At 56.7% G+C, this 20924-nt stretch carries 22 protein-coding genes and 2 pseudogenes; 14 read left to right on the forward strand and 10 right to left on the reverse strand.

Annotated elements, in window-relative coordinates:
• Window positions 1-56 precede the first annotated feature (56 nt).
• Window positions 57-854, forward strand: coding sequence for a competence/damage-inducible protein A (locus ACLD9W_RS00110; RefSeq protein WP_410840119.1), 798 nt, complete (start codon window positions 57-59; stop codon window positions 852-854).
• A gap of 124 nt (window positions 855-978) precedes the next feature.
• On the opposite strand, the gene ACLD9W_RS00115 is transcribed toward ACLD9W_RS00110, so the two are convergent.
• Window positions 979-1452, reverse strand: coding sequence for an FKBP-type peptidyl-prolyl cis-trans isomerase (locus tag ACLD9W_RS00115; RefSeq protein ID WP_410840120.1), 474 nt, complete (start codon window positions 1450-1452; stop codon window positions 979-981).
• A 493-nt stretch (window positions 1453-1945) separates the two neighbouring features.
• Here ACLD9W_RS00115 and ACLD9W_RS00120 point away from each other — a divergent pair, with 493 nt between their 5' ends.
• From ACLD9W_RS00120 to ACLD9W_RS00150, 7 genes are all read left to right on the forward strand, one after another.
• Window positions 1946-2200, forward strand: a complete 255-nt coding sequence (locus ACLD9W_RS00120; RefSeq protein WP_410840239.1) for a hypothetical protein — start codon at window positions 1946-1948, stop codon at window positions 2198-2200.
• 193 nt (window positions 2201-2393) lie between these two features.
• Window positions 2394-3764 (forward strand): FAD-binding oxidoreductase, encoded by a 1371-nt coding sequence (locus ACLD9W_RS00125; protein WP_410840121.1) that lies wholly within the window; start codon window positions 2394-2396, stop codon window positions 3762-3764.
• A gap of 74 nt (window positions 3765-3838) precedes the next feature.
• Window positions 3839-4306, forward strand: a complete 468-nt coding sequence (gene rnhA, locus ACLD9W_RS00130) for a ribonuclease HI (RefSeq protein ID WP_410840122.1) — start codon at window positions 3839-3841, stop codon at window positions 4304-4306.
• Window positions 4307-4308: 2 nt separating this feature from the next.
• A complete protein-coding gene (locus ACLD9W_RS00135) occupies window positions 4309-4755 on the forward strand; it encodes a DciA family protein (RefSeq protein WP_410840123.1) in 447 nt (148 codons plus the stop codon).
• 132 nt (window positions 4756-4887) lie between these two features.
• Window positions 4888-5484: an azurin gene (azu, locus tag ACLD9W_RS00140; protein ID WP_410840124.1), complete on the forward strand. Its 597-nt coding sequence runs from the start codon at window positions 4888-4890 to the stop codon at window positions 5482-5484.
• A 185-nt stretch (window positions 5485-5669) separates the two neighbouring features.
• Window positions 5670-6197, forward strand: coding sequence for a hemerythrin domain-containing protein (locus ACLD9W_RS00145; protein WP_410840125.1), 528 nt, complete (start codon window positions 5670-5672; stop codon window positions 6195-6197).
• Window positions 6197-7120, forward strand: a complete 924-nt coding sequence (locus ACLD9W_RS00150) for an SMI1/KNR4 family protein (protein ID WP_410840126.1) — start codon at window positions 6197-6199, stop codon at window positions 7118-7120. Before ACLD9W_RS00145 ends, ACLD9W_RS00150 begins: the two co-directional genes overlap by 1 nt.
• Before the next feature lie 145 nt (window positions 7121-7265).
• Here the strand turns inward: ACLD9W_RS00150 and ACLD9W_RS00155 are convergent, their stop codons facing one another.
• The 4 genes from ACLD9W_RS00155 to yjgA form a co-directional block, all read right to left on the reverse strand.
• Entirely contained in the window at window positions 7266-7802 is a 537-nt protein-coding gene (locus ACLD9W_RS00155) for a MarR family transcriptional regulator (RefSeq protein ID WP_410840127.1), read from the reverse strand.
• A gap of 186 nt (window positions 7803-7988) precedes the next feature.
• Window positions 7989-9218 (reverse strand): YihY family inner membrane protein, encoded by a 1230-nt coding sequence (locus ACLD9W_RS00160; protein ID WP_410840128.1) that lies wholly within the window; start codon window positions 9216-9218, stop codon window positions 7989-7991.
• 283 nt (window positions 9219-9501) lie between these two features.
• The gene (locus ACLD9W_RS00165; RefSeq protein WP_410840129.1) at window positions 9502-9972 is read right to left on the reverse strand and encodes a DUF2750 domain-containing protein; all 471 of its coding nucleotides are present in this window, start codon (window positions 9970-9972) and stop codon (window positions 9502-9504) included.
• 35 nt (window positions 9973-10007) lie between these two features.
• Complete coding sequence (gene yjgA / locus ACLD9W_RS00170) at window positions 10008-10529, reverse strand: ribosome biogenesis factor YjgA (protein ID WP_410840130.1); 522 nt, start codon at window positions 10527-10529, stop codon at window positions 10008-10010.
• A 110-nt stretch (window positions 10530-10639) separates the two neighbouring features.
• Between yjgA and pmbA the strand changes: the two genes are divergently transcribed.
• Both pmbA and ACLD9W_RS00180 read left to right on the forward strand, forming a co-directional pair.
• The gene (gene pmbA, locus ACLD9W_RS00175) at window positions 10640-11971 is read left to right on the forward strand and encodes a metalloprotease PmbA (protein ID WP_410840240.1); all 1332 of its coding nucleotides are present in this window, start codon (window positions 10640-10642) and stop codon (window positions 11969-11971) included.
• Between the two features lie 457 nt (window positions 11972-12428).
• Window positions 12429-12812 (forward strand): hypothetical protein, encoded by a 384-nt coding sequence (locus tag ACLD9W_RS00180; protein ID WP_410840131.1) that lies wholly within the window; start codon window positions 12429-12431, stop codon window positions 12810-12812.
• A gap of 187 nt (window positions 12813-12999) precedes the next feature.
• On the opposite strand, the gene ACLD9W_RS00185 is transcribed toward ACLD9W_RS00180, so the two are convergent.
• The gene (locus ACLD9W_RS00185) at window positions 13000-13134 is read right to left on the reverse strand and encodes a hypothetical protein (protein WP_410840132.1); all 135 of its coding nucleotides are present in this window, start codon (window positions 13132-13134) and stop codon (window positions 13000-13002) included.
• Between the two features lie 211 nt (window positions 13135-13345).
• Between ACLD9W_RS00185 and ACLD9W_RS00190 the strand changes: the two genes are divergently transcribed.
• Entirely contained in the window at window positions 13346-13552 is a 207-nt protein-coding gene (locus ACLD9W_RS00190) for a hypothetical protein (protein WP_410840133.1), read from the forward strand.
• A 285-nt stretch (window positions 13553-13837) separates the two neighbouring features.
• Here ACLD9W_RS00190 and asd read toward each other — a convergent pair whose 3' ends face one another.
• Window positions 13838-14953, reverse strand: a complete 1116-nt coding sequence (gene asd / locus ACLD9W_RS00195; RefSeq protein ID WP_410840134.1) for an aspartate-semialdehyde dehydrogenase — start codon at window positions 14951-14953, stop codon at window positions 13838-13840.
• A 225-nt stretch (window positions 14954-15178) separates the two neighbouring features.
• A complete protein-coding gene (hemN, locus tag ACLD9W_RS00200; RefSeq protein ID WP_410840135.1) occupies window positions 15179-16585 on the reverse strand; it encodes an oxygen-independent coproporphyrinogen III oxidase in 1407 nt (468 codons plus the stop codon).
• 136 nt (window positions 16586-16721) lie between these two features.
• Between hemN and fnr the strand changes: the two genes are divergently transcribed.
• Window positions 16722-17456, forward strand: a complete 735-nt coding sequence (gene fnr, locus ACLD9W_RS00205) for a fumarate/nitrate reduction transcriptional regulator Fnr (RefSeq protein ID WP_410840136.1) — start codon at window positions 16722-16724, stop codon at window positions 17454-17456.
• Between the two features lie 346 nt (window positions 17457-17802).
• Window positions 17803-18811, forward strand: a pseudogene (locus tag ACLD9W_RS00210) (IS5 family transposase).
• A 309-nt stretch (window positions 18812-19120) separates the two neighbouring features.
• Here the strand turns inward: ACLD9W_RS00210 and ftnA (ACLD9W_RS00215) are convergent.
• Together ftnA (ACLD9W_RS00215) and ftnA (ACLD9W_RS00220) are read right to left on the reverse strand one after the other, a co-directional pair.
• Window positions 19121-19618 carry a non-heme ferritin gene (gene ftnA, locus ACLD9W_RS00215; RefSeq protein ID WP_003686798.1) on the reverse strand — a complete coding sequence of 166 codons (498 nt, stop codon included), beginning with the start codon at window positions 19616-19618 and terminating at the stop codon, window positions 19121-19123.
• A gap of 16 nt (window positions 19619-19634) precedes the next feature.
• Window positions 19635-20120 carry a non-heme ferritin gene (ftnA, locus tag ACLD9W_RS00220; RefSeq protein ID WP_003686837.1) on the reverse strand — a complete coding sequence of 162 codons (486 nt, stop codon included), beginning with the start codon at window positions 20118-20120 and terminating at the stop codon, window positions 19635-19637.
• Between the two features lie 404 nt (window positions 20121-20524).
• On the opposite strand from ftnA (ACLD9W_RS00220), the pseudogene ACLD9W_RS00225 reads away from it, so the two are divergent.
• Window positions 20525-20797 (forward strand): annotated as a pseudogene (locus ACLD9W_RS00225) (transposase); the annotation flags it as partial.
• Between the last annotated feature and the right edge of the window lie 127 nt (window positions 20798-20924).

Below are 20924 nucleotides of genomic sequence, written 5' to 3' on the forward strand. Positions count from 1 at the left end.
TTGTTTCAAACGGCCTGCCTTGCTATCATGCCCGCTTTTTTCAGACGGCCTCAACCATGAACCGCTTCAACCTCATCATTATCGGCGACGAAATCCTGCACGGCAGCCGCCAAGACAAACATTTCTCCTTTTTCAAAAACCTGCTCGAAACACGCGGCCTCAAGCTCAACCAGGTGCAATACCTGCCCGACGAACGCGGCCTGCTGGTAAGGCAGCTTTCCCGCAGCTTTTCAGACGGCCTGCCCGCCTTCGTCACCGGCGGCATAGGCTCGACGCCCGACGACCACACCCGCCAGGCCGCTGCCGAAGCCCTCGGCCTGCCGCTGGTGCGCCATCCCGAAGCCGCCGCACTGATTGCGGGTGTTACCGCCAAGCGCGGTGAAAGCCCCGATTCTCCCGAACACCGCCAACGCCTGAAAATGGCCGACTTCCCGCAGGGCGCGGACATCATCCCCAACAGTTTCAACAATATCGCCGGATTTTCCATCCGCGAACATTACTTCCTGCCCGGCTTCCCCGTGATGGCGCACCCGATGGCCGAATGGGTGCTGGAAAACCGCTACGCCGACCGCTTCCACCGCCTCCGCAGCGACGGGCGCGGTATTTGGATATTCGGCCTGCCCGAATCGCGCATCACGCCGCTGATGGAGCGTATCGAACGCGATTACGCGGGTATCCGCACATACAGCCTGCCCAGCGTCGGCCGCACCGAAGCCGACGGCAGCCGTGTTGCGCCGCATATCGAGTTCGGCATCAAAGCCGAAGGTGCGGCCTGCACGCTGCTTGATGAGGCTTGGGAAAAGGCGTTGCGCGAATTGGACGCGTTGGGTGGCGAAATGCGTGAAATCGCTTAGGAATAAAGCCGCTTTAAGGCAGACGCCGATATGTCCGAGGCCGTCTGAAAAAAGACGCGGCGGAGCATATAAAGAAAAGGCCGTCTGAAACTTTTCAGACGGCCTTATTAGTGTGGTGCAATGCTTAGTGATGGTGGCCGTGCGGGCCGTGGACGTGGCCGTGCTCGGTTTCTTCTTTTGTCGCTTCGCGGATGCTGTCCACCTTCGCTTTGAAACGGATTTTCATGCCTGCCAGCGGATGGTTGCCGTCGACCACCACTTTGCCTTCGGCCACATTGGTCACGCGGAAGATAACCACGTCACCGTCGGGCATGTCGGCTTCAAACATCATGCCCGGCTTCACTTCGGCGGGGAAAGCGTCGGCCGGTTCGATGCGGATCAGCTCGGGATCTTGCTCTCCGAACGCGTCGTCGGGTTGGAGCACAACATCTACTTCGTCGCCGATGTTTTTCTCGTGCAGGGCTTCTTCCACCAGCGGGAAAATGCCGTCATAGCCGCCGTGCAGGTAAACGATGGGCTGCTGCGTTTCATCGATGAGCTGGTCGTTGGCGTCGAACATTTGGTAATGCAGGCCGACAACGGTGTCTTTTTTAATCATGGCTGTCTTTCGGAACAGGTTGTAAAAGCGCGCATTGTATCATCAAGCCGCAGGCGCAGATGGTTTATTTCGGCCCGTTTTTACGGTGCGATCCGAGTGTTCTGCGGGGGATGTGCGGATGTTGTTGCGTTTTTGCTACCGGAAAACAGAATGGATGGGCTTGGGAGGGCGGTGGACGGGATCAAGGACGGCGTGAAAAATAAAACAGTATGTTTCCAAAAGGTTTTATTGGAGCCGTACGGGAAATGCGGTTTCGCCTGCGTGCTTGCGGCAGCGCTCTGACGTGCCGACGGAAAACGGCGGATACTATCCCGTCGGCACAGCGACGAATGTGACGCAAATCAAAGTATGATTGATTTTGCACGGTCTGATAGGCATAATGGCGGCCGTTCAGCATAAATCCGCAAAAGCCCGCAACGGCAGCGCTGTTGTAGGGCGTTATTATTTGCTGATGTTTTTGGTTAATTTATCTTTTGCAATAGGTGTTTTAAAAATGAAAAAATCTCTTTTGGCCGCTACCCTGATGTCCCTGTTCCTGGCCGCTTGCGGCGACAACGCTGCAAACAACGCCGCTTCTGCCGTTGACGCTGCCGCTTCCGCTGCTTCCGAAGCCGCCGCTTCTGCCGCTTCCATGGCTGAAACTGCCGCTGCTTCCGCAACCGAAGCTACTGAAGCCGCTGCATCTGCTACCGAAGCTGCCGCATCTGCTGTTGAAGCTGCCGCTTCCGAAGCTGCTGCCAGCAAATAATCGGGATTTTCCCTTTGCGACAGAGCGCTTCGGCGCTCTGTTTTGCATGGCGCAAAGGCCGTCTGAACGTTTCAGACGGCCTTTGCGCCTTTGTTCTGAAAACAGCGGCACGAATCGGAACGGCGTGCGGTAGGCGTGCCATTGCGTCCCGCTATATAATCCGCCGCTTTGCCCGACAGCCTTGGAAACGATTATGCCCGCCGACCTCAGCGAACTGGCCGCCCTTTTGCACGAAGACGAAATCCTGCGCGATGCCGACGCCCTGCTCACCGACCAGCGCCGCCGCTACACGGGAAAAGCCGCATTGGTGCTGCGGCCGCAAAGCACCGAATCCGTGCAAAAAATCATGCGCTTTTGCTTTGCAAACCGCATTCCCGTCACCCCGCAGGGCGGCAACACCGGCCTGTGCGGCGCGGCCGTGCCGCAGGGCGGCGTTCTGCTCAACTTAGGCCGTCTGAACCGCATCCGCAGCATCAGCGCCGCCGATAACGCCGTCACCGTCGAAGCGGGCTGCATCCTGCAAAACGTCCAACAGGCGGCCGCCGCAGCGGGGCGGCTGTTTCCCCTCAGCCTCGCCAGCGAAGGCTCGTGCCAGATCGGCGGCAACATCGCCTGCAATGCCGGCGGCCTCAACGTCCTGCGCTACGGCACCATGCGCGACCTCGTCCTCGGCATCGAAGCTGTTTTGCCCGACGGTGAACTCGTCTCCCAACTCGTCCCCCTGCACAAAAACACCACCGGCTACGACCTGCGCCAGCTCCTTATCGGCAGCGAAGGCACGCTCGCCGTCATCACCGCCGCCACCCTCAAACTCTTCCCTCTGCCGCAAACCTGCGAAACCGCCTGGGTCGGCGTCGACAGCATCGATCGCGCCGTCGGACTCCTCGCCCTCGTGCAACAACGCTTCGGCGAGCGGCTCACCAGTTTCGAGCTGGTCGGCAGCCGCGCCCTCGAACTCTCCGCCGCCTACAGCCGCAGCACCGCCCCCGTTTCCGCCCCCTGGCACGTCCTGCTCGAACTGGCCGACGCCGAACCGCGCGACGACCTCGGCGGCCTGCTCGCCGAATACCTGCTGCAACACGGCTTTGACAACAGCGTCCTCGCCCAATCCGCAAGCGAAAGGCAAACCCTGTGGACGCTGCGCGAAAACATCTCCGCCGCCCAACGCAGTCTCGGCGTCAGCATCAAACACGACATCGCCCTGCCCATCGAGCGCGTCGCCGAATTTGTCGGCAGCTGCGGCGCCGCGCTGCGCCAAGCGTTCGCGGGCATCGACATCGTCCTCTTCGGCCACCTCGGCGACGGCAGCCTGCACTACAACACCTTCCTGACCGCCGCGACAGGCAACGACGCCTACGCCTATGAATACGCCGTCAACACCGTCGTTTACGAACACGTCCTCGCCTGCGGCGGCACGATAGCCGCCGAACACGGTGTCGGCATCGTCAAACGCCACTGGCTGCCCCGCGTGCGCAGCGCGGCCGAACTGCGGCTGATGGGCGCCGTCAAAGCCGCCTTCGACCCGCACAACATCATGAACCCCGGCAAACTGCTGCCCGATTGAACCCCGGAGGCCGTCTGAAAGCACATTTCAGACGGCCTGCTATAATCCGCCGCTGCAAAACAGGGCATACCGACATGGAACAAACCGTTTACCTCTACACCGACGGCGCCTGCAAAGGCAATCCCGGCACGGGCGGCTGGGGCGCACTGCTGCGCTACGGCTGCCACGAAAAAGAACTCAGCGGCGGCGCGCGCGACACCACCAACAACCGCATGGAGCTCACCGCCGTCATCGAAGGGCTCAAAGCCCTCAAACGCAAAAGCCGCATCGAAATCTGCACCGACTCGCAATACGTCAAAAATGGCATGGAAAGCTGGATACGCGGCTGGAAGAAAAACGGCTGGAAAACATCGGCCAAACAGCCGGTGAAAAACGAAGACCTGTGGCGCGAACTCGACCGCCTCGTCGCCGAACACGACGTCGTCTGGACATGGGTCAAAGGTCATGCCGGACATCCTGAAAACGAACGTGCCGATGCCTTGGCCAACCAAGGCGCGGCAGCGGCAAAACAAAGCGGCGAGAGGCCGCAGGAGGCCGTCTGAAAATGGATTTGGAACAAATCGGCAAACGCGGCAGCCGCGCCGCTGCCTCCGACGCCGACCCGCAGTTGCAATTTCTCCTGCAAAGCGCCAAAGCGTGGCGGCAGCTCGATAACATCGTCAAACAGGAATTGCCCGCCAACCTGCATCCGCACGTTCAGACGGCCTGCATCGAAGAAGGCGCGCTGGTGCTGCTGGCCGCCAACAACATGGCCGCCTCGCGCCTGAAAATGATCGCCCCCGCCCTGCTGCCGCGCTTGCAGCAGTACAGCGATCTGATACAAAGCGTGCGCGTCAAAACCGTGCCCAAGCCCGCCGCGCCGCCGAAAGAAAACAGCCTGCGCCTGAGCGCCGCCGCCGCCGAAAGTTTCCGCCGCAGCGCCGAGCAGCTGCAACACCATCCGCAACTGGCCGCCGCTCTTCGCCGTTTGGCGGGCAAATATCAAAAATAATTATCTTTCGTTGGGGTTTTGTGGTAGATTCCGCTTCTGACGCCCGCGCCGCAGAGGCCGCAGGCGGAACGGGAGCAAGAGTCAGACCTTTGTTTCCCCGACTTATTTTTTAACATCATCAGGAGATGAAACATGAAGGCATACTTAGCACTGATTTCCGCAGCCGCACTGGCGCTGAGCGCGTGTGGCGACAACAAACCGGCCGAAACCCCCGCCGCGCCGCCTGCCGCTTCTGCCGAAGCCGCGCCCGCGTCTGCCGCCTCCGAAGCCGAACCCGCCGCGCCTGCCGCTTCCGAAGCCGCGCCCGCAGCATCCGCCGAAGCTCCTGCCGCCGCAGCCGGCGCGTGCGAAACCGTGGTCGAATCCGACGACATGATGAACTTCAACACCAAAGAACTGGTTATCGACAAAACCAACTGCAAAGAGTTCAAAGTCACCCTGAAACACACCGGCAAAATGCCGAAAACCGCAATGGGTCACAACATCGTGATTTCCAAAGCCGAAGACACCCAGGCCGTGATTAAAGACGGCGCGGGCGCAGGCGCCGACGGCGACTACGTCAAAGCGGGCGACGAGCGCGTGATCGGGCACACCAAACTGATCGGCGGCGGCGAAGAAACCAGCGTCACCGTCGACACAAGCAAATTCGCCGACGGCGGCAAATACGAGTTCTACTGCTCCTTCCCCGCCCACTCCTCGCAAATGCTCGGCCACATCACCCTGAAATAAGCCCCGCGCATTTTCAGACGGCCTGCCATCCGGCAGGCCGTTTCTGTTTTTGCGGCACACGGAAGGGCGTATACTCCGCGCCTTTCGCAAACCAAAGATTCAGGCCGTCTGAAAGCGCCAAACGCCGCCGCCCGCATAAGATTGGCGGCGCAAAATTGTTCGGACGGCCGCAAGGGACGACAGACATGAACCTTTTCAACACCCGCAGCGTCACTTTCGACGAACCCATCGAAATGCTCTACGCCTGCCACGGCAAAGTGCGCCGCTTCTGCGAACAGGTCGGCATGCTCGACGGCTATATCGCCGAAAACGGCCGCAACGACATCGTCTTGCGCACCATCCGCCAGATTGCGCAGTATTTCGACGTTGCCGCGCCGCTGCACCACGAAGACGAAGAACTCGATTATTTCCCGCTGCTGCTGCGTTACGCGCCGCAGGCGCAGGCCGACGTGGACGAGCTGCTGCGCCAGCACGTTGTCCTACACGCCAACTGGGCGGCGGTGGCCGATGAGTTTGCCAAGCTGGAAGCCGACGAACACTACCGCCCTGATGCCGCCGCCTTCCAAGCCTTTGTCGACGGCTACGCCGTGCATCTGGTTTTGGAAGAAGGCTTGTTCGAGCTGGGCAAAACGCATATCCCCGCCGACGAATTGGCGCGCATCGGCAAGAATATGGCGCAGCGGCGCAAGCCAAGGCCGTCTGAAAGCCCCTGATGCGGCTGTTCCATACCCTGCAAGACCTTGCCGCCGCCCTGCCCGAGATGCCGCGCGACGGCCTGATCCTGATTCCCAAAACGATTGCCGTCCTTATCCATCCCGTCCCGCACGGGGCGTTTTCCGCCCTGTTTTCTCCACAAGCCCGTTTTATCGTCCAAGCCGCCGGCGAGCGCGCGCGCTTTGCTTATCGCGCATGGCTGTCCGTGCCCGTATTCGCCCGCATCGCGCAGAGTCTGCCCGCCGCTGTCGGCGACGGGCAATGGCAGGCCGCGTTGTCCGCCTATTTTGTGCCGCCGCCTGAAATGCCGACGGCGCAAACGCGGCACCATCCCGCGCCCCTGACTCTGCCGCCGCTGCCCGACGAGGCGGCGCGTTTGGCCTGGTGGGCGCAGTGCGTCCGCGCCTACTTGGATTTGTGGGGAGGCGATCGTTCGTTTTTCCCCATTTCCCGCGCCGATTTGGCCGACTGCGAACGGCGTATCGGCTGCCCGCTGCCGCCCGTGCTGCGTGCCTACCACGAACATATCGGCGTGCAGTATCTGGCTTGGACAATTTATACGCCCGAGCTTATCGGGCCGCTGGCCGATGCTTGTTTTTGGTTGGACGGTATTTGGGCGGAACTGCCTGCCGCCGAAGCCGACGCAATCCTCGCACAGGCCGACGGGCTGCTTGTCTTCGGCGAAAGCCCGGACGACGGCAGCCTGTGGTGTTTCCACCGGAACACCGGCCGCATCTGGCGTTGCGGCTGCGGCGACGGATATTTGACGCAGGTTTCTGCCGACGCGGGCGGCTGGCTCGATGCGGTGATGATTCTGTCGGCGGCACGGGCGCACGGACAGGAGGGCGGGGCGGCCGCAGCGCTGTTGCGGCAGAGATTGGGCGGCGCGGCTGCGGATAAGTTGGTGGGGAAGGCCGTCTGAAAGCGTTGAGGCCGTCTGAAACGGGTAAGGGTTTCAGACGGCCTTTTCTGCGTCCGCGCGGCGCCTGCCTGTGTGGGTATGCAAAACGGCGGAGGCCGTCCGAACCGGTTTTTCAGACGGCCTCCGTGTTGCTGCGGGGCAGGGTTTAGTTTTCCTCTTCTTCCTGTCCTTCCTGCGCTTCGGCGTTTTGGCTTTCTAGGTTGTCGATCAGTTTGCCGAGCAAGCGTTGCAGTTCGCGGTGGTCGGCTTCGTCGAAGCCTGCCCAGATGGGGCTGCGTTTTTCGGTAATTTCCGGCTGCATGCGGCGGATGAATGCTTCGCCTTCTTCGGTGAGTTTCAGCACGGTTTGCCGGCGGTCTTGGGCGTTGCCGCCGCGTTCGACCCAGCCGCGTGCGACCATGTCGTCGGACAGGCGGGTGGCGCTGGTGCGGGTGAGGCAGAGCAGGTCGCTCATGCGCGAGGGCAGGGTTTCGCGGTTGGGGGCGGCGTAGAGCGAGAGCAGGGCGAACCAGAGGTTTTCGGTGATGCCTTCGGCTTTGAGGCATTGGTTGAGGTTGGTGCCGAGGCGTTCGGCGGCGAGGCGCACCATACGGAAGGTGAGGGTGCGGTCGAGGGGGAAATCGGGCAGGTTTTCTGCGAGGACGGTGAGTTGTTTGGCGGTTTCGGTGTGGGAAAAGGTCATGCTGCTTCCATACTTTCATTAATGCGGCCTTCCGATGCTATTTGCTTAAAATCATCGGTTTGGCGGTGCGGTATCATAAAACGGTAACAGGTAAACAAGTGTTTTGCCCGATAATCGGTTGCGGAATTTTTTTAAGCGGTAGGAAGCGGGAGGCCGTCTGAAAGCGTGCGGGCGGCTTGGTGTGTTTCAGACGGCCTCCTGCGGCGGCCGGGTGCGGCGGTCGAATGCTTCGAGCGAGAGGTTCATGCTTTCGAGGCCGGGGGTCATGATTTGCGAGACGGCCTGGCCGACGGAGTCGCCGGGGTCGGCAGCGGGGCGGTAGACGAAGAGTTGGAAGAGTTCTTCGAGGCGGATGTTGGCGGCTGTGGTTTTGAGTACCCAGCCGAGGTTGCCGTGGTAGATGTAGCCGTACCGCGCGAGTTTGTCGAGCAAATCGCCCAATTCGTCGTAGCCCATGTCGATGTGGCGGCGGAAGTCTTGGATGCGCAGGGTTTGTCCGCTGCTTTGTGCGCGGTTGAGCAGCAGGAGGATTTTCAACACGTCGTCGAAGCGGCCGCGCGCACCGAAGCTGCGGCGGAAGGCGTCGCCCTGCCAGTAGGACAGGGAGGAGGTGAAGACGGCACCGCCCAGCAGGAGCATCCACAGCAGGTTGAGCCACATGAGGAAGACGGGCACGGCGGCGAAGGCGCCGTAGATGAGGGTGTAGCTGTTGAAGGTGCCGATGTACCAGGCGAAGCCGCGCCGCAGCAGATCGAGAAGGACGGCGGTGAGGGCGGCGCCGATGAGGGCGTGGCGGGCGGGGACGTAGCGGTTGGGCACGAGGTGGTAGAGCAGCCAGAGGGCGGCGGTGTCGAGGGCGAGCGAGCCGGCGGTTTTGAGGCCGTCTGAAAGCCAAGCGGGCAGGGCGGCGAGGCTGCTGTGCGAGAGCAGAAGTTCCCAAACGGAGAAGGCCGCGCCGACGGTGAGCGGGGCGAAGGTGAGCAGCATCCAGTAGACGAGAAACTGCATCCACAGCGGGCGCAGGTTTTTGACCTGCCAGATGCGGTTGAAGGTTTGGTCGATGGTGCGGATGAGCAAAACGGAGGTGACGACGAGGAAGGCGATGCCGATGGCGGTGAGGTTGGCGGCGTTGCTTTGGAAGCGCGCGAGGTATTCGCGCACGACGCCCGCGCCCTGCGGCACGAGGTTGCCGTCGATAAAGCCGAGCACGGAGGCGGACAGGCGGTCGTACATCGGGAAGGCCGAGAGTATGGACAGGACGACGGTCAGCACGGGCACGAGGGCGAGCAGGGAGGTGAAGGTGAGGCTGGCCGACACTTGCGGCACGTCCACTTCGTCGAAGCGGCGGTAGAGGAAGGCGGCGAAACTGAAGGCGCGGGATTCGCGCACGGTGTGCCATGAGAAGGTTTTCCGCATGAGGGTTCTCCGTGGTGTCTGTTTGCCTGTGCGGTTTGCGGCCGTCTGAAAAGGCGGCGCGGGCGGTATGGGAAGCGTCAGGCCGTCTGAAAACGGGGAAACGGGTTTTGACTTCGTTGCAACTTCACTTTCAGACGGCCTTTCGGGTTTCAGACTGTCTTTTGAGGCCGTCTGAAACGGCGGAAGCTGCGCTCCTTCTCCCGTGCGGGCGCAGAGGAGGGGGTGAAAAGGCCGTCTGAAAACGGGGAAACGGGTTTTCAGACGGCCTGATGCGGGGTGGCGTTCAGTTGAGGCGGTTTTGCCCCGCCATTTCGCGTTCCCATTCGAGTCGGTAGTTCATCAGTTCGCCGTAGCCGTCGATCATTTCGGTGCACTGCATCTGTTCGGCGGCATCGAGGATGTCGGCCAGCACTTCGACGGGTTCGATTTCCAGGCCGTAGAGCTGCGGGTCGAAGTCGATGCCCAAGAGCACGGCGTCCTGATCCATGCCCACCAGCCATTCGTGCAGGAAAAAGTCCAGCGGCAGCTCGTCGACTTCGTGATCCGCCCATTCGTCGGCAATGCAGGCTTCGGCTTGGGCGCGGTCGTGCCAGACGCAGAAGACGGGCACGGGTTCGCCGTCGTCTTCTTCGTATTCGGCCGACGGGCATTCGGCAACGTCGTCTTCGGGGGAGACCAGGGTGTAGAGGGTGCGGCTGCCGAGGGCGGCACGGATAAAGCGGTTGTATTCTTCGTCGTCGGGGTGAGGGAACATGGGTTTCCTTTCTGAAAAGGCCGTCTGAAAACGGTTTATTCGTCTGCCGCGCCGCCCGATTCGGTGGCTTCCATTTCGGCTTTCACTGCCTGATAGAGGGCGCGGAAGTTTTTCGGCGGCTTGTTCTGCTCTTTTTCTTTGCGCGCGTTGCGGATGAGGGTGCGCAGCGCGGAGAGGTCGGCCTGCGGGTGGGCGGCGGCAAATTCGGTAAACGCTTCGTCGTCGGCAAGCAGGTGTTCGCGCATCTGCTCGACGCGCTGCAAAAAGGCGTTGTGCGCCTGGTTTTCGCCTTTGAGGCGGGCGAGAAATTCGCGGATGGGCTCGGGGTCGGTGTCGCGCATCAGGCGGCCTATGTATTGCGTTTGCCGTTTCAGGGCGCTGTTGGAGGTGATTTTTTTGTAGTCGCGCACGGCCTGGTGCAAATCTTCGGGCAGGCCGATTTTTTTCAGCGTTTCCGCCGACAGGCGCGTCAGCTCCATGCCCAAATCCTGCAATTCGTTCATGCGTTTTTTCATTTGGGTTTTGCTGACCCATTCTTCCGTGTCGTTTGCGCTCATACGCTTGGTTTCCGCTGTTTGGCAAGGGGCGGCATTTTAGCAGCAATGCGGCTTGTTTTCGCACAAAAGCGGGTAAAATGCCGTCTGAAAACCCCACCACGGAGCATTTTATGTTCAACCACACGCCGCAGGAACTGACGGATTTGTGCGCCTTCGCCCTCGATGCCGCCAAACGCAGGGGCGCAAGCGCCGCCGAAGCCGATTTGAGCGAATCGCTCGGCCAGAGCGTCCAAGTGCGTTTGCAGGAAATCGAGCAGATCGAGCACCAGCAGGACAAATCCCTCGACATCACCGTCTATCTCGGGCAAAGCAAAGGCCGCGCCAGCACCGCCGACTTCTCCCGCCGCGCCATAGAAGAAACCGTGCAGGCCGCCCTCGACATCGCCCGCTACACCGCGCAGGACGACTGCGCCGGCCTCGCCGATGCCGAATTGATGGCCACCCGCTTCGGCGATCTCGACAAATTCCATCCGTGGGACTTGTCCGCCGAAGAAGCCGCCGAACTCGCCCGCCGCTGCGAAGCCGCCGCCCTCGACACCGACCCGCGCATCAACAATTCCGAAGGCGCGGGCATCCAAACCTCGCACTACCAGTTTGCCTACGGCAACAGCCACGGCTTTCTGCAACACGAACGCGGCACGCGCCACAGCGTTTCGTGCAGCGTTGTCGCCGCCGACAGCGACGGCGCCATGCAGCGCGACTACTGGTACGACCTCGCCCGCAGCAAAGAAGAACTCGACAGCATGGAAAACATCGGCCGCACCGCCGCCGAACGCACCGTACGCCGTCTGAACGCCCGCAGCCTGCCCACCGGCAGCGTGCCCGTCCTCTTCGACGCCACCGTCTCCGCCGGCCTTGTCGGCCACATCGTCGGCGGCCTCTCCGGCGGCGCGCTCTACCGCCAGAGCAGCTTTCTCGCCGACAGCATCGGCAAAAAAATCCTGCCCGAATTCCTCAGCCTGCGCGAAGAGCCGCACATCCCCCGCGCCTGGGGCAGCAGCTGGTTCGACAGCGAAGGCGTCGCCACACACCCGCGCTTCGTTATCGAAAACGGCGTCGTGCAGGGCTATTTTTTATCGTCGTACAGTGCGCGCAAACTCGGTATGCAGACCACGGGCAACGCGGGCGGCGCGCACAACCTGATTCTCAACGCCACCTGTCCGACACAGGCCGACCTGCTGCGCCAAATGGGCAGCGGCCTGCTCGTCACCGAATTGATGGGGCAGGGCGTCAATATGCTCACCGGCGACTATTCGCGCGGTGCGGCAGGCTTTTGGGTGGAAAACGGCGTGATCCAATATCCCGTCGAAGAAATCACCATTGCCGGACGCTTGCAGGATATGCTGCTTGGTATTGCGGGCGTGGCCGACGACGCCCTGCGCCGCTCCTCGCACAAAGTCGGCTCGATACTGATAGACAAAATGACCGTGGCCGGGCAGTAGCCGCCGCGTTTGCCCGTAAGCAAAGAGGCCGTCTGAAAAGCATAGGGCAGCCTGAAAACCGCTGCGGAGTAGGTTGGGCATTGATGCCGACATGGTGAACCGGATTTGTCGGATATACCCCGAACTTGTATCTTCCTCCCAACAGGGGTAAACCCGCGATTTACCCCCACCGGTATGGCGGCATTCTGCATCCGACCTTTTATCTGCTTTCAGACGGCCTTAAACTTGAACCGCGTGCGTGGCGAAACCACACCCTACAACTTACACCACCCCACAACAAAAACGCCCCGCCAAAAACAAAGGCGGGGCATCTGCATAATCCAATAATCTTTACAAAAATTTGCGTGCAGTGTGCAGTGTGCAGTGTGCAGTGTGCAGTGTGCAGTGTGCAGTATAATTTTAACAATTTTCATTGATTTGAACGGTATTTTTTAACAACTTTTTTATGGATAAAAACATGAAAACCAACAAAATCTTACAAATTGCAATGATAACAACCTTGCTCGCAGCACCAATGGCAGCATCCGCGTATGAATTGGGGGAGAAAGGCATAAGCGCAGCGGATGCCAAGTTATACAGCCAAATAGGTTATGACAGCACGGGTCGTTATGAGTATTTGAATGGCAGAGCACAGGAATCTTTGGTTAAAGTTAGTGGCAAGGGTGCTGCTAAAAATGGGGTAAAACCAAGTAAGAAACGGGTTGCGAAACAGGCTAAGGGAGAACCTGCTGTTGGAAGTAAAGAATGGAAAGCTAATGTAAGACGTTATGCTCGTGAAACGGCAAGGAAACGTGAAGCTGACCGCAAGGCTGGACGTAGTGTTTTTGATGAATATCTATGATTAAAACATCATCAATAAAAACAGTGCCCAATGGGCACTGTTTTTACATCTGATATTGCTGAGAGTTTCTTTGGTTTTCTTCAACCGTATCTTGCTGGCTATGAACATCTGACAGATTTGGTGTGGGTTGTAGTTTTTTGTGCTCCATATTACTAGGGTGTGTTGACATTCAGCTTGTCAGCACAACCTAACGCGCGTGCCGCTGGCGGTAGGTTTCGACATCGAGCACGCAGATGGGAAAAGACACGCCCGCGTCGGGATGGTTTGCACCGCCGCTCAAGTCCAGGCACAGATCGTCGTAGAGCCATGCCTGCACCGCCATGCCCAGCCGAAAAGCGGCCGGCAGCAGAATTAGAAACAGAATCCGGCGGATGTAAATTCGTTTTTTAACAGTGTTTATAGTCGGCTTTCGGGTTGTGGGAAGGGCATTGCGCTGTAAGGCTGTCTGAAAGGGTTTCAGACGGCCTTCGGGCTTTCAGGCTGCCAAAGCGATAGGTCGGGCATTCATCCCCGACATCTTACTGAACCGGGATTTGTCGGGCATAAATGCTCGACCTACGGAAAATGCTTACCAAGGCTGCGTAGTCGAGCCGATGGTGAACTCGCTTCTTGCCGTGCGCGAGCTGCCCTTTGCCGTGCGCGGCTACGACAAGCTCCTCGTCTGGCACGAGCGCAGCCACGCCGACCCCGCGCAACAATGGTTGCGCGAACAGCTGGCAACAACTGCAAAGGCCGTCTGAAAGGGCAGGGCGGACAGACAAAAAAGGCCGTCTGAAAAGCCCTTTTCGGGGTTTTCAGATGGCCTGATGCAAATCTTGTGCCGCAACTTTGCCGTTTTGCATCAATAAAATAAAGAAAGACACAGGCCGTCTGAAAGCGACTTTTTGCTTTTCAGACGGCCTGTGTCGGATAAAGCGGAGCGGTGTTTCGCGCAGCCTGTTTGCAAACCCAAATCGGGAAAAAGGCCGTCTGAAAAAACCTTTTCGGCTTTTCAGACGGCCTCTACCCGGCCAAACGGTACGGTGTTACAGCGAGCCCAAGATAATCCGCAAGACGCGGCGCAGGGGTTCGGCCGCGCCCCACAGGAGTTGGTCGCCTACGGTAAACGCGCTGATGTATTCGCCGCCCATGCCGAGTTTGCGGATGCGGCCGACGGGTACGGACAGCGTGCCGGTGACTTTGGCGGGAGTCAGCTCATGGATGCTGGCTTCTTTTTCGTTGGGGATGACTTTCACCCAGTCGTTCGCGCCGGCCAAGATGCTTTCGATTTCGGCCACAGGCAGGTCTTTTTTCAGCTTCAGGGTGATGGCCTGGCTGTGGCAGCGCATGGAGCCGATGCGCACGCACAGGCCGTCGATGACAGTAGGATTCGCGCTGCGGCCGAGGATTTTGTTGGTTTCCACGCCGCCTTTCCATTCTTCTTTCGACTGGCCGTTGCCCAAATCGGCGTCAATCCACGGAATCAGGCTGCCTGCGAGCGGTACGCCGAAGTTGGCTTTGGGGTAATCTTCGCTGCGCAAAAAGTCGGACACTTTGCGGTCGATGTTGAGAATCGCGCTGGACGGGTCAGCCAATTCGCCTGCGACTTGTGCGTGAATCGCGCCCATGCCGCTGATGAGTTCGCGCATATTTTTTGCACCCGCGCCGGAGGCGGCCTGGTAGGTCATGCTGGTTGCCCATTCGACGAGGTCGTTTTGGAACAGGCCGCCGAGTGCCATCAGCATCAGGGAGACGGTGCAGTTGCCGCCGATGTAGTTTTTCACGCCGTTTTGCAGACCGGCATCGATGACGTTGCGGTTGACGGGGTCGAGCACGATGATGGCGTCGTCGTTCATGCGCAGTGAGGATGCGGCGTCAATCCAGTAGCCGCTCCAGCCCGAACCGCGCAGGTTTTGGTACACGGATTTGGTGTAGTCGCCGCCCTGGCAGGTAACGATGATGTCCATTTTGGACAACTCGCCGACATCGTTGGCATCGAGCAGCGTTTTGGCGGCCTGGCCGAAATCGGGCGCGGCGCCGCCTACGTTGGATGTGGTGAAGAAATACGCGTCGGGGATGTGGGCGAAGTCGTTTTCTTCGCGCATACGCTGCATCAATACCGAGCCGACCATGCCGCGCCAGCCGACGAAACCTACTTTCATGATGTGTCTCCGTTTGGGTGTTGGTGAAGAAAGGAAAGCGCGCGTTTTAAACCTGCGCGGGGGAAAAGTAAAGTTTTTTATGCGGCACTCTTTTCAGACGGCCTTTTTGGGCTTTGAGGCCGTCTGAAAAGGGTGTTTTCCTGTTTTCAGACGGCCTTTTGCCGGAAGGGTTGACGCGCGGGGAATGGAGCCGTCTGAACGGGTTTCAGACGGCCTTGGTGCGCTTTATACGGTTTGCGAGTATTGGGCGGTGGTTTCGCGGTGGCGCAGGTGGTAGTCGAAGACCATGGCGATGTTGCGGATGAGGAAGCGGCCTTTGGGGGTGACGGTGAGGCCGTTGGTTTTGAGTTTGACCAGGCCGAGGCGTTCCATTTGTTCGAGGTCGGCCAGTTCGTCGGCGAAGTATTGGGAGAAGGGGATGGCGAAGGTGTCTTGGTAGACGCGGAAGTCGAGGGCGAAGCGGCACATGAGGTCTTGGATGATGTTGCGGCGCAGGATGTCGTCGCGGGTGAGGCGGTAGCCGCGCATGATGGGGAGGTGTCCGGCGTCGAGGGCGGCGTAGTAGTCGGTGATGTTGCGCTCGTTTTGTTCGTAGGTGCAGCCGATTTTGCCGATGGCGGAAACGCCGATGGCGACGAGGTCGCAGTCGGCGTAGGTGGAGTAGCCTTGGAAGTTGCGTTGCAGAAAGCCTTCGCGCAGGGCGACGGAGAGTTCGTCATCGGGTTTGGCGAAGTGATCCATGCCGATGAAGACGTAGCCTGCGTCGGAGAGGCGTTCGACGGCGTATTGCAGGATGTCGAGTTTTTCTTCGCTGGAGGGGACGGCATTGGTGTCGATGCGCCGCTGGGGTTTGAAGATGTGGGGGAGGTGGGCGTAGTGGTAGAGGGCGAGGCGGTCGGGGTCGAGGGAGAGGACGGTGTCGATGGTGGGCTTGATGCTTGCGAGGCTTTGGTGGGGCAGGCCGTATATGAGGTCGACGCTGACGGATTTGAAGCCGGCTTCGCGGGCGGCTTCGATAACGGTGCGGGTTTCTTCGACGCTTTGGATGCGGTTGACGGCCTGCTGCACTTTGGGGTCGAAATCCTGGATGCCGACGCTCATGCGGTTGAAGCCGAGGCGGCCGAGGTGGTGCACGGTTTCGCGGCTGACTTTGCGCGGGTCGATTTCGATGGAGTATTCGCCGTCGGACAGGAGGTTGAAGTGGCGGCGTATCATGGCGAAGACGCGGTCGAGTTGGCCGTCTGAAAGGAAGGTGGGGGTGCCGCCGCCGAAGTGGAGTTGGGCGAGGGGATTTTTGCCTCCGAGGTGGGGGGCGAGCAGTTCCATTTCGCGTTCGAGATAGCCGAGGTACTCGTCGGCGCGGGTTTTGTCTTTGGTGATGATTTTGTTGCAGCCGCAGTAGTAGCAGATGGTGTCGCAGAAGGGGATGTGGATGTAGAGGGACAGGGGTTTGTTGAGTGCGCCCGCGCTGCGCAGGGCGAGGGTTTCGATGTATTCGTTTTCACCGAAATCTTTGTGGAAGCGGTCGGCAGTGGGGTAGGAGGTGTAGCGCGGGCCGCTGGCGGGGAGTGAAGCGATGAGGTTGCGGTCGAATTCCGGCTTTTCTTTGTTGATTATGTTGATGATTTTCATGCGGAAGGGTTTGATGTTGGTAAATGTATGGTAGTTTGCTAGAATGGCACAAAGCCAATGATGATACTTTGATATTAGTCAAGGCGAATTGTATACAGTTTGCCTCAGGTGCAAAAAATTAAGGACTGTAACCAGTATGGTCACACACACTTTGCTACAACCGATGAAGACGCTTTGTTCGACCTGTTCGCTGCGCGAGCTGTGCCTGCCCGTCGGCCTGCGTCCCAATGAATTCGAGCAGTTGGACACCGTTATCCGACAGAGCCACAGGCTGAAAAAAGGCGAGTTTCTGTTCCGTTCGGGCGAGTCTTTCCATTCCCTTTTCGCCATCCGCACCGGTTTTTTCAAAACGACTGTCGCTTCGCAGGATGGTCGCGATCAGGTAACCGGTTTTTTTATGTCCGGTGAATTGATCGGGATGGACGGCATCTGCACCCATGCGCACACCTGCGATGCGGTGGCTTTGGAGGACAGCGAGGTGTGTGAGCTGCCGTTCGGCCATATGGAGGAGTTGAGCAAAGTCATTCCGAGCATCCAAACGCATTTCTTCCGCCTGATGAGCCGCGAGATTGTGCGCGATCAAGGCGTAATGTTGTTGTTGGGCAATATGCGCGCCGAAGAGCGGATTGCCGCCTTTTTGCTGAACTTGTCGCAAAGGCTGCACCACAGGGGTTTTGCCGCCAACGATTTCATCCTGCGTATGTCGCGCGAGGAAATCGGCAGCTATTTGGGGCTGAAGCTGGAAACAGTCAGCCGCACGCTTTCGCGTTTCCATCAGGAGGAGCTGATTTCGGTGGAGCACAAGCACATCAAGTTACTGAAGCCGGAAGTATTGAACAGAATGGTGTCCGGCGGTACGCACGCCGTCTGAAAGAGGCCGTCTGAAAAAGCAAAAGCACCGTAGAAAACTTATTCTGCGGTGCTTTTGCTTTTTCAGACGGCCTGAGACCTTTGCAAAAAAGCCCTTCCTTCGACAGCCGGAACCCAAAAACAGGTTTTCGGCTGTTTTCGCCCCCAATCACTCCTGATTTTACCCAAATATCCCCTTAATCCTCCCCAGATACCGGATTATCAGGCATCCGGGCCGCCTTTTAGGCGGCAACAGGCACACTTAGCCTGTTAGCCGCTTTCAACAGGTTTAAACACATCGCCTGAGACCTTTGCAAAATCCCCCCAAAATCCCCTAAATTCCCACCAAGACATTTAGGGGATTTTCCATGAGCACCTTCTTCCAACAAACCGCACAAGCCATGATTGCCAAACACATCGACCGCTTCCCACTATTGAAGTTGGATCAGGTGATTGATTGGCAACCGATCGAACAGTACCTGAATCGTCAAAGAACCCGTTATCTCCGAGACCACCGCGGTCGTCCCGCCTATCCCCTGTTGTCCATGTTCAAAGCCGTCCTACTCGGACAATGGCACAGCCTCTCCGATCCCGAACTCGAACACAGCCTCATCACCCGCATCGATTTCAACTTGTTTTGCCGTTTCGACGAACTGAGCATCCCCGATTACAGCACCTTATGCCGCTACCGCAACTGGCTGGCGCAAGACAAGACCCTGTCCGAATTGCTGCAACTGAATTAACCGCCAACTGACCGAAAAAAACCTAAAAGTAGAGAAAGCATCCGCCGCCGTCATTGACGCCACCATTATTCAAACCGCCGACAGCAAACAGCGTCAGGCCATAGAAGTCGATGAAGAAGGGCAAGTCAGCGGCCAAACCACACCGAGTAAAGATAAAGATGCCCGTTGGACAAAGAAAAACGGCCTCTACAAACTCGGTTACAAACAACATACCCGCACCGATGAGGAAGGCTATATCGAGAAACTGCACATTACCCCCGCCAATGTCCATGAGTGCAACCACCTGTCGCCTTTGCTGAAAGGGATAGCCGAAGATACGACCGTCTATGCCGACAAAGGCTACGACAGTAAGGAAAACCGGCAACATCTGGAAGAGCATCGGTTACTGGACGGCATTATGCGCAAAGCCCACCGCAACCGCCCGCTAACAGAAGACCAAACGAAGCGCAACCGATATTTGTCGAAAACCCGTTATGTAGTCGAACAAAGCTTCGGTACGCTGCACCGTAAATTCCGCTATGCGCGGGCAGCCTACTTCGGACTGAGCAAAGTGCGTGCGCAAAGCCATCTGAAGGCGATGTGTTTGAACCTTTTAAAAGCCGCCAACAGGCTAAGTGCGCCTGTAGCTGCCTAAAAGGCGGCCGGATGCCTGATTAATCAGGTATCTAAGGGGGATTAAGGGGGTGTTTGAGTAGAATCAGTGGATATTTGAAACAAAAACAGCCGAAAACCTGTGTTTGGATTTCGGCTGTCGGAGGAAAAGGAATTTTGCAAAGGTCTCTGCCCGTAAGACAAGCATATCTGCCTGTCTTACAGGCATTTCAAAACCTAATCGGCGGTAAGAATGAACCGTTAAAGCACCGCACTTTTAGACAAAAGTAGCTAGATTTTGATATAAAAAAAGCTAAATCGATAATGACTTAGCCTTTTTCATCAGACTTGATTAGTTGTTTGTTGTTAATGCGCCTAAATCTTTATCAACTAAGAACAAACCTTTACCATCTTCACCAAGAAGATTTAATTTATCCAAAATTCCACTGAATAATTTTTCTTCTTCATGTTGTTCAGCCACATACCATTGTAAGAAGTTAAAGGCAGAGTAGTCTTTCTCTTCAAAAGTTCTACCAACTAATTCATTGATTTTAGAGGTAATTAACTTTTCATGTTCATAAGTTAATTCAAGTACTTGTTTCAATGATGAAAATTGATGAGGTGGTTCATCAATTTGTGTGATGATAGCCAATGCGCCGGTCTCATTTAAATAAGTGAAGAGTTTACGCATATGCTGCATTTCCTCAGCCGCATGCTCTGATAAAAATTTTGCAGCTCCTTCGAAACCTTGTTGTTCGCACCAGGCGCTCATTTGTAAATATAAGTTAGAAGAATAAAACTCTAAATTCATTTGATCATTTAATAGTTTAATCACGCTATTTGATAACATTTTATTTCTCCTATTCTTATAAAGTTTTTAATTCACGATCAATGTAGTAGAGCGCTGTACCACTTTCACCAAGAAGTTTGAATTTATCAACAATACTGTTAAATAATTTTTCTTCTTCATGCTGTTCAGCTACATACCATTGTAAGAAGTTAAAAGTAGAGTAATCCTTTTCTGCAAAAGTACTCTCAACTAACTCATTAATTTTAGATGTCACTAGTTTTTCGTGTTCAAGTGTTGTTTCAAAAACTTCTTTTAATGAAGCGTAATCGTGTTTAGGGGCGTCAATTTTACCTAACAAAGGCATTCCACTGGTTTCGCTCACATAAGTAAACAACTTTTGCATATGTTCCAATTCTTCATCGGCATGACGAAGTAAAAATGCTGCAGCGCCTTCATAACCATGTTTATGGCACCATGCACTCATTTGCAAATAGACATTTGATGAATACAACTCGAGATTAATTTGTTCGTTTAATTTTGCTGTAATTGACTTACTTAGCATAACTAACTCCTTTTCTTAATGCGGTTAATAGATGTATCACAATACAAAATTTGTATTTGCGGATGAATTTTACTCATTTTATTGAGAATAGTCAATTTTATTTTATCAATTTTATTGTAACCCATTAATTTAAAAGGATTTTATAAATAAATCATTCTCATTTGGTTCCATTTAATGAAATGAGTTATCAATATCGCCTTTGCCTAAATTCTCTAGAGAAATGATGAGGTGTTGGAAGGAGAATCGTAGATTTCCAAAGTTTTTTGCTCTCACTTGAGACCTTTGCAAAATTCCTTTTCCCCCAACAGCCGAAACCTAAACACAGGTTTTCGGCTGTTTTCTCCTCCAATCACTCCTGATTTTACCCAAATACCCCCTTAATCCTCCCCGGATACCTGATTATCAGGCATCTGAAAGAACATCGGTTGTTGGACGGCATTATGCGCAAAGCCCACCGTAACCGTCCGCTGACGGAAAATCAAACGAAGCGTAACCGGTATTTATCGAAAACCCGTTATGTGGTCGAACAGAGCTTCGGGACGCTGCACCGTAAATTCCGCTACGCCCGGGCAGCCTATTTCGGTCTGTGTAAAGTGAGTGCGCAAAGCCATCTGAAGGCGATGTGTTTGAACCTGTTGAAAGCGGCTAACAGGCTAAGTGTGCCTGTTGCCGCCTAAAAGGCGGCCGGATGCCTGATTAATCAGGTATCCAAGGGGGATTAAGGGGGGGTATTTGGGTAGAATCAGTGGATATTTGAAACAAAAACAGCCGAAAATCTTTATTTAGATTTCGGCTGTCGGAGAA

It is taken from the genome of Neisseria sp. WLZKY-1 (genome assembly GCF_046546535.1).
Lineage (GTDB): Bacteria > Pseudomonadota > Gammaproteobacteria > Burkholderiales > Neisseriaceae > Neisseria.

Excerpts from the sequence above, each read along its gene's own strand:
- ACLD9W_RS00110 (WP_410840119.1), top strand. The coding sequence starts at position 57 with ATGAACCGCTTCAACCTCATCATTATCGGCGACGAAATCCTGCACGGC.
- ACLD9W_RS00115 (WP_410840120.1), bottom strand. The coding sequence starts at position 1,452 with ATGATTAAAAAAGACACCGTTGTCGGCCTGCATTACCAAATGTTCGAC.
- ACLD9W_RS00120 (WP_410840239.1), top strand. The coding sequence starts at position 1,946 with ATGAAAAAATCTCTTTTGGCCGCTACCCTGATGTCCCTGTTCCTGGCC.
- ACLD9W_RS00125 (WP_410840121.1), top strand. The coding sequence starts at position 2,394 with ATGCCCGCCGACCTCAGCGAACTGGCCGCCCTTTTGCACGAAGACGAA.
- rnhA (WP_410840122.1), top strand. The coding sequence starts at position 3,839 with ATGGAACAAACCGTTTACCTCTACACCGACGGCGCCTGCAAAGGCAAT.
- ACLD9W_RS00135 (WP_410840123.1), top strand. The coding sequence starts at position 4,309 with ATGGATTTGGAACAAATCGGCAAACGCGGCAGCCGCGCCGCTGCCTCC.
- azu (WP_410840124.1), top strand. The coding sequence starts at position 4,888 with ATGAAGGCATACTTAGCACTGATTTCCGCAGCCGCACTGGCGCTGAGC.
- ACLD9W_RS00145 (WP_410840125.1), top strand. The coding sequence starts at position 5,670 with ATGAACCTTTTCAACACCCGCAGCGTCACTTTCGACGAACCCATCGAA.
- ACLD9W_RS00150 (WP_410840126.1), top strand. The coding sequence starts at position 6,197 with ATGCGGCTGTTCCATACCCTGCAAGACCTTGCCGCCGCCCTGCCCGAG.
- ACLD9W_RS00155 (WP_410840127.1), bottom strand. The coding sequence starts at position 7,802 with ATGACCTTTTCCCACACCGAAACCGCCAAACAACTCACCGTCCTCGCA.
- ACLD9W_RS00160 (WP_410840128.1), bottom strand. The coding sequence starts at position 9,218 with ATGCGGAAAACCTTCTCATGGCACACCGTGCGCGAATCCCGCGCCTTC.
- ACLD9W_RS00165 (WP_410840129.1), bottom strand. The coding sequence starts at position 9,972 with ATGTTCCCTCACCCCGACGACGAAGAATACAACCGCTTTATCCGTGCC.
- yjgA (WP_410840130.1), bottom strand. The coding sequence starts at position 10,529 with ATGAGCGCAAACGACACGGAAGAATGGGTCAGCAAAACCCAAATGAAA.
- pmbA (WP_410840240.1), top strand. The coding sequence starts at position 10,640 with ATGTTCAACCACACGCCGCAGGAACTGACGGATTTGTGCGCCTTCGCC.
- ACLD9W_RS00180 (WP_410840131.1), top strand. The coding sequence starts at position 12,429 with ATGAAAACCAACAAAATCTTACAAATTGCAATGATAACAACCTTGCTC.
- ACLD9W_RS00185 (WP_410840132.1), bottom strand. The coding sequence starts at position 13,134 with ATGGCGGTGCAGGCATGGCTCTACGACGATCTGTGCCTGGACTTGAGC.
- asd (WP_410840134.1), bottom strand. The coding sequence starts at position 14,953 with ATGAAAGTAGGTTTCGTCGGCTGGCGCGGCATGGTCGGCTCGGTATTG.
- hemN (WP_410840135.1), bottom strand. The coding sequence starts at position 16,585 with ATGAAAATCATCAACATAATCAACAAAGAAAAGCCGGAATTCGACCGC.
- fnr (WP_410840136.1), top strand. The coding sequence starts at position 16,722 with ATGGTCACACACACTTTGCTACAACCGATGAAGACGCTTTGTTCGACC.
- ftnA (WP_003686798.1), bottom strand. The coding sequence starts at position 19,618 with ATGTTATCAAATAGCGTGATTAAACTATTAAATGATCAAATGAATTTA.
- ftnA (WP_003686837.1), bottom strand. The coding sequence starts at position 20,120 with ATGCTAAGTAAGTCAATTACAGCAAAATTAAACGAACAAATTAATCTC.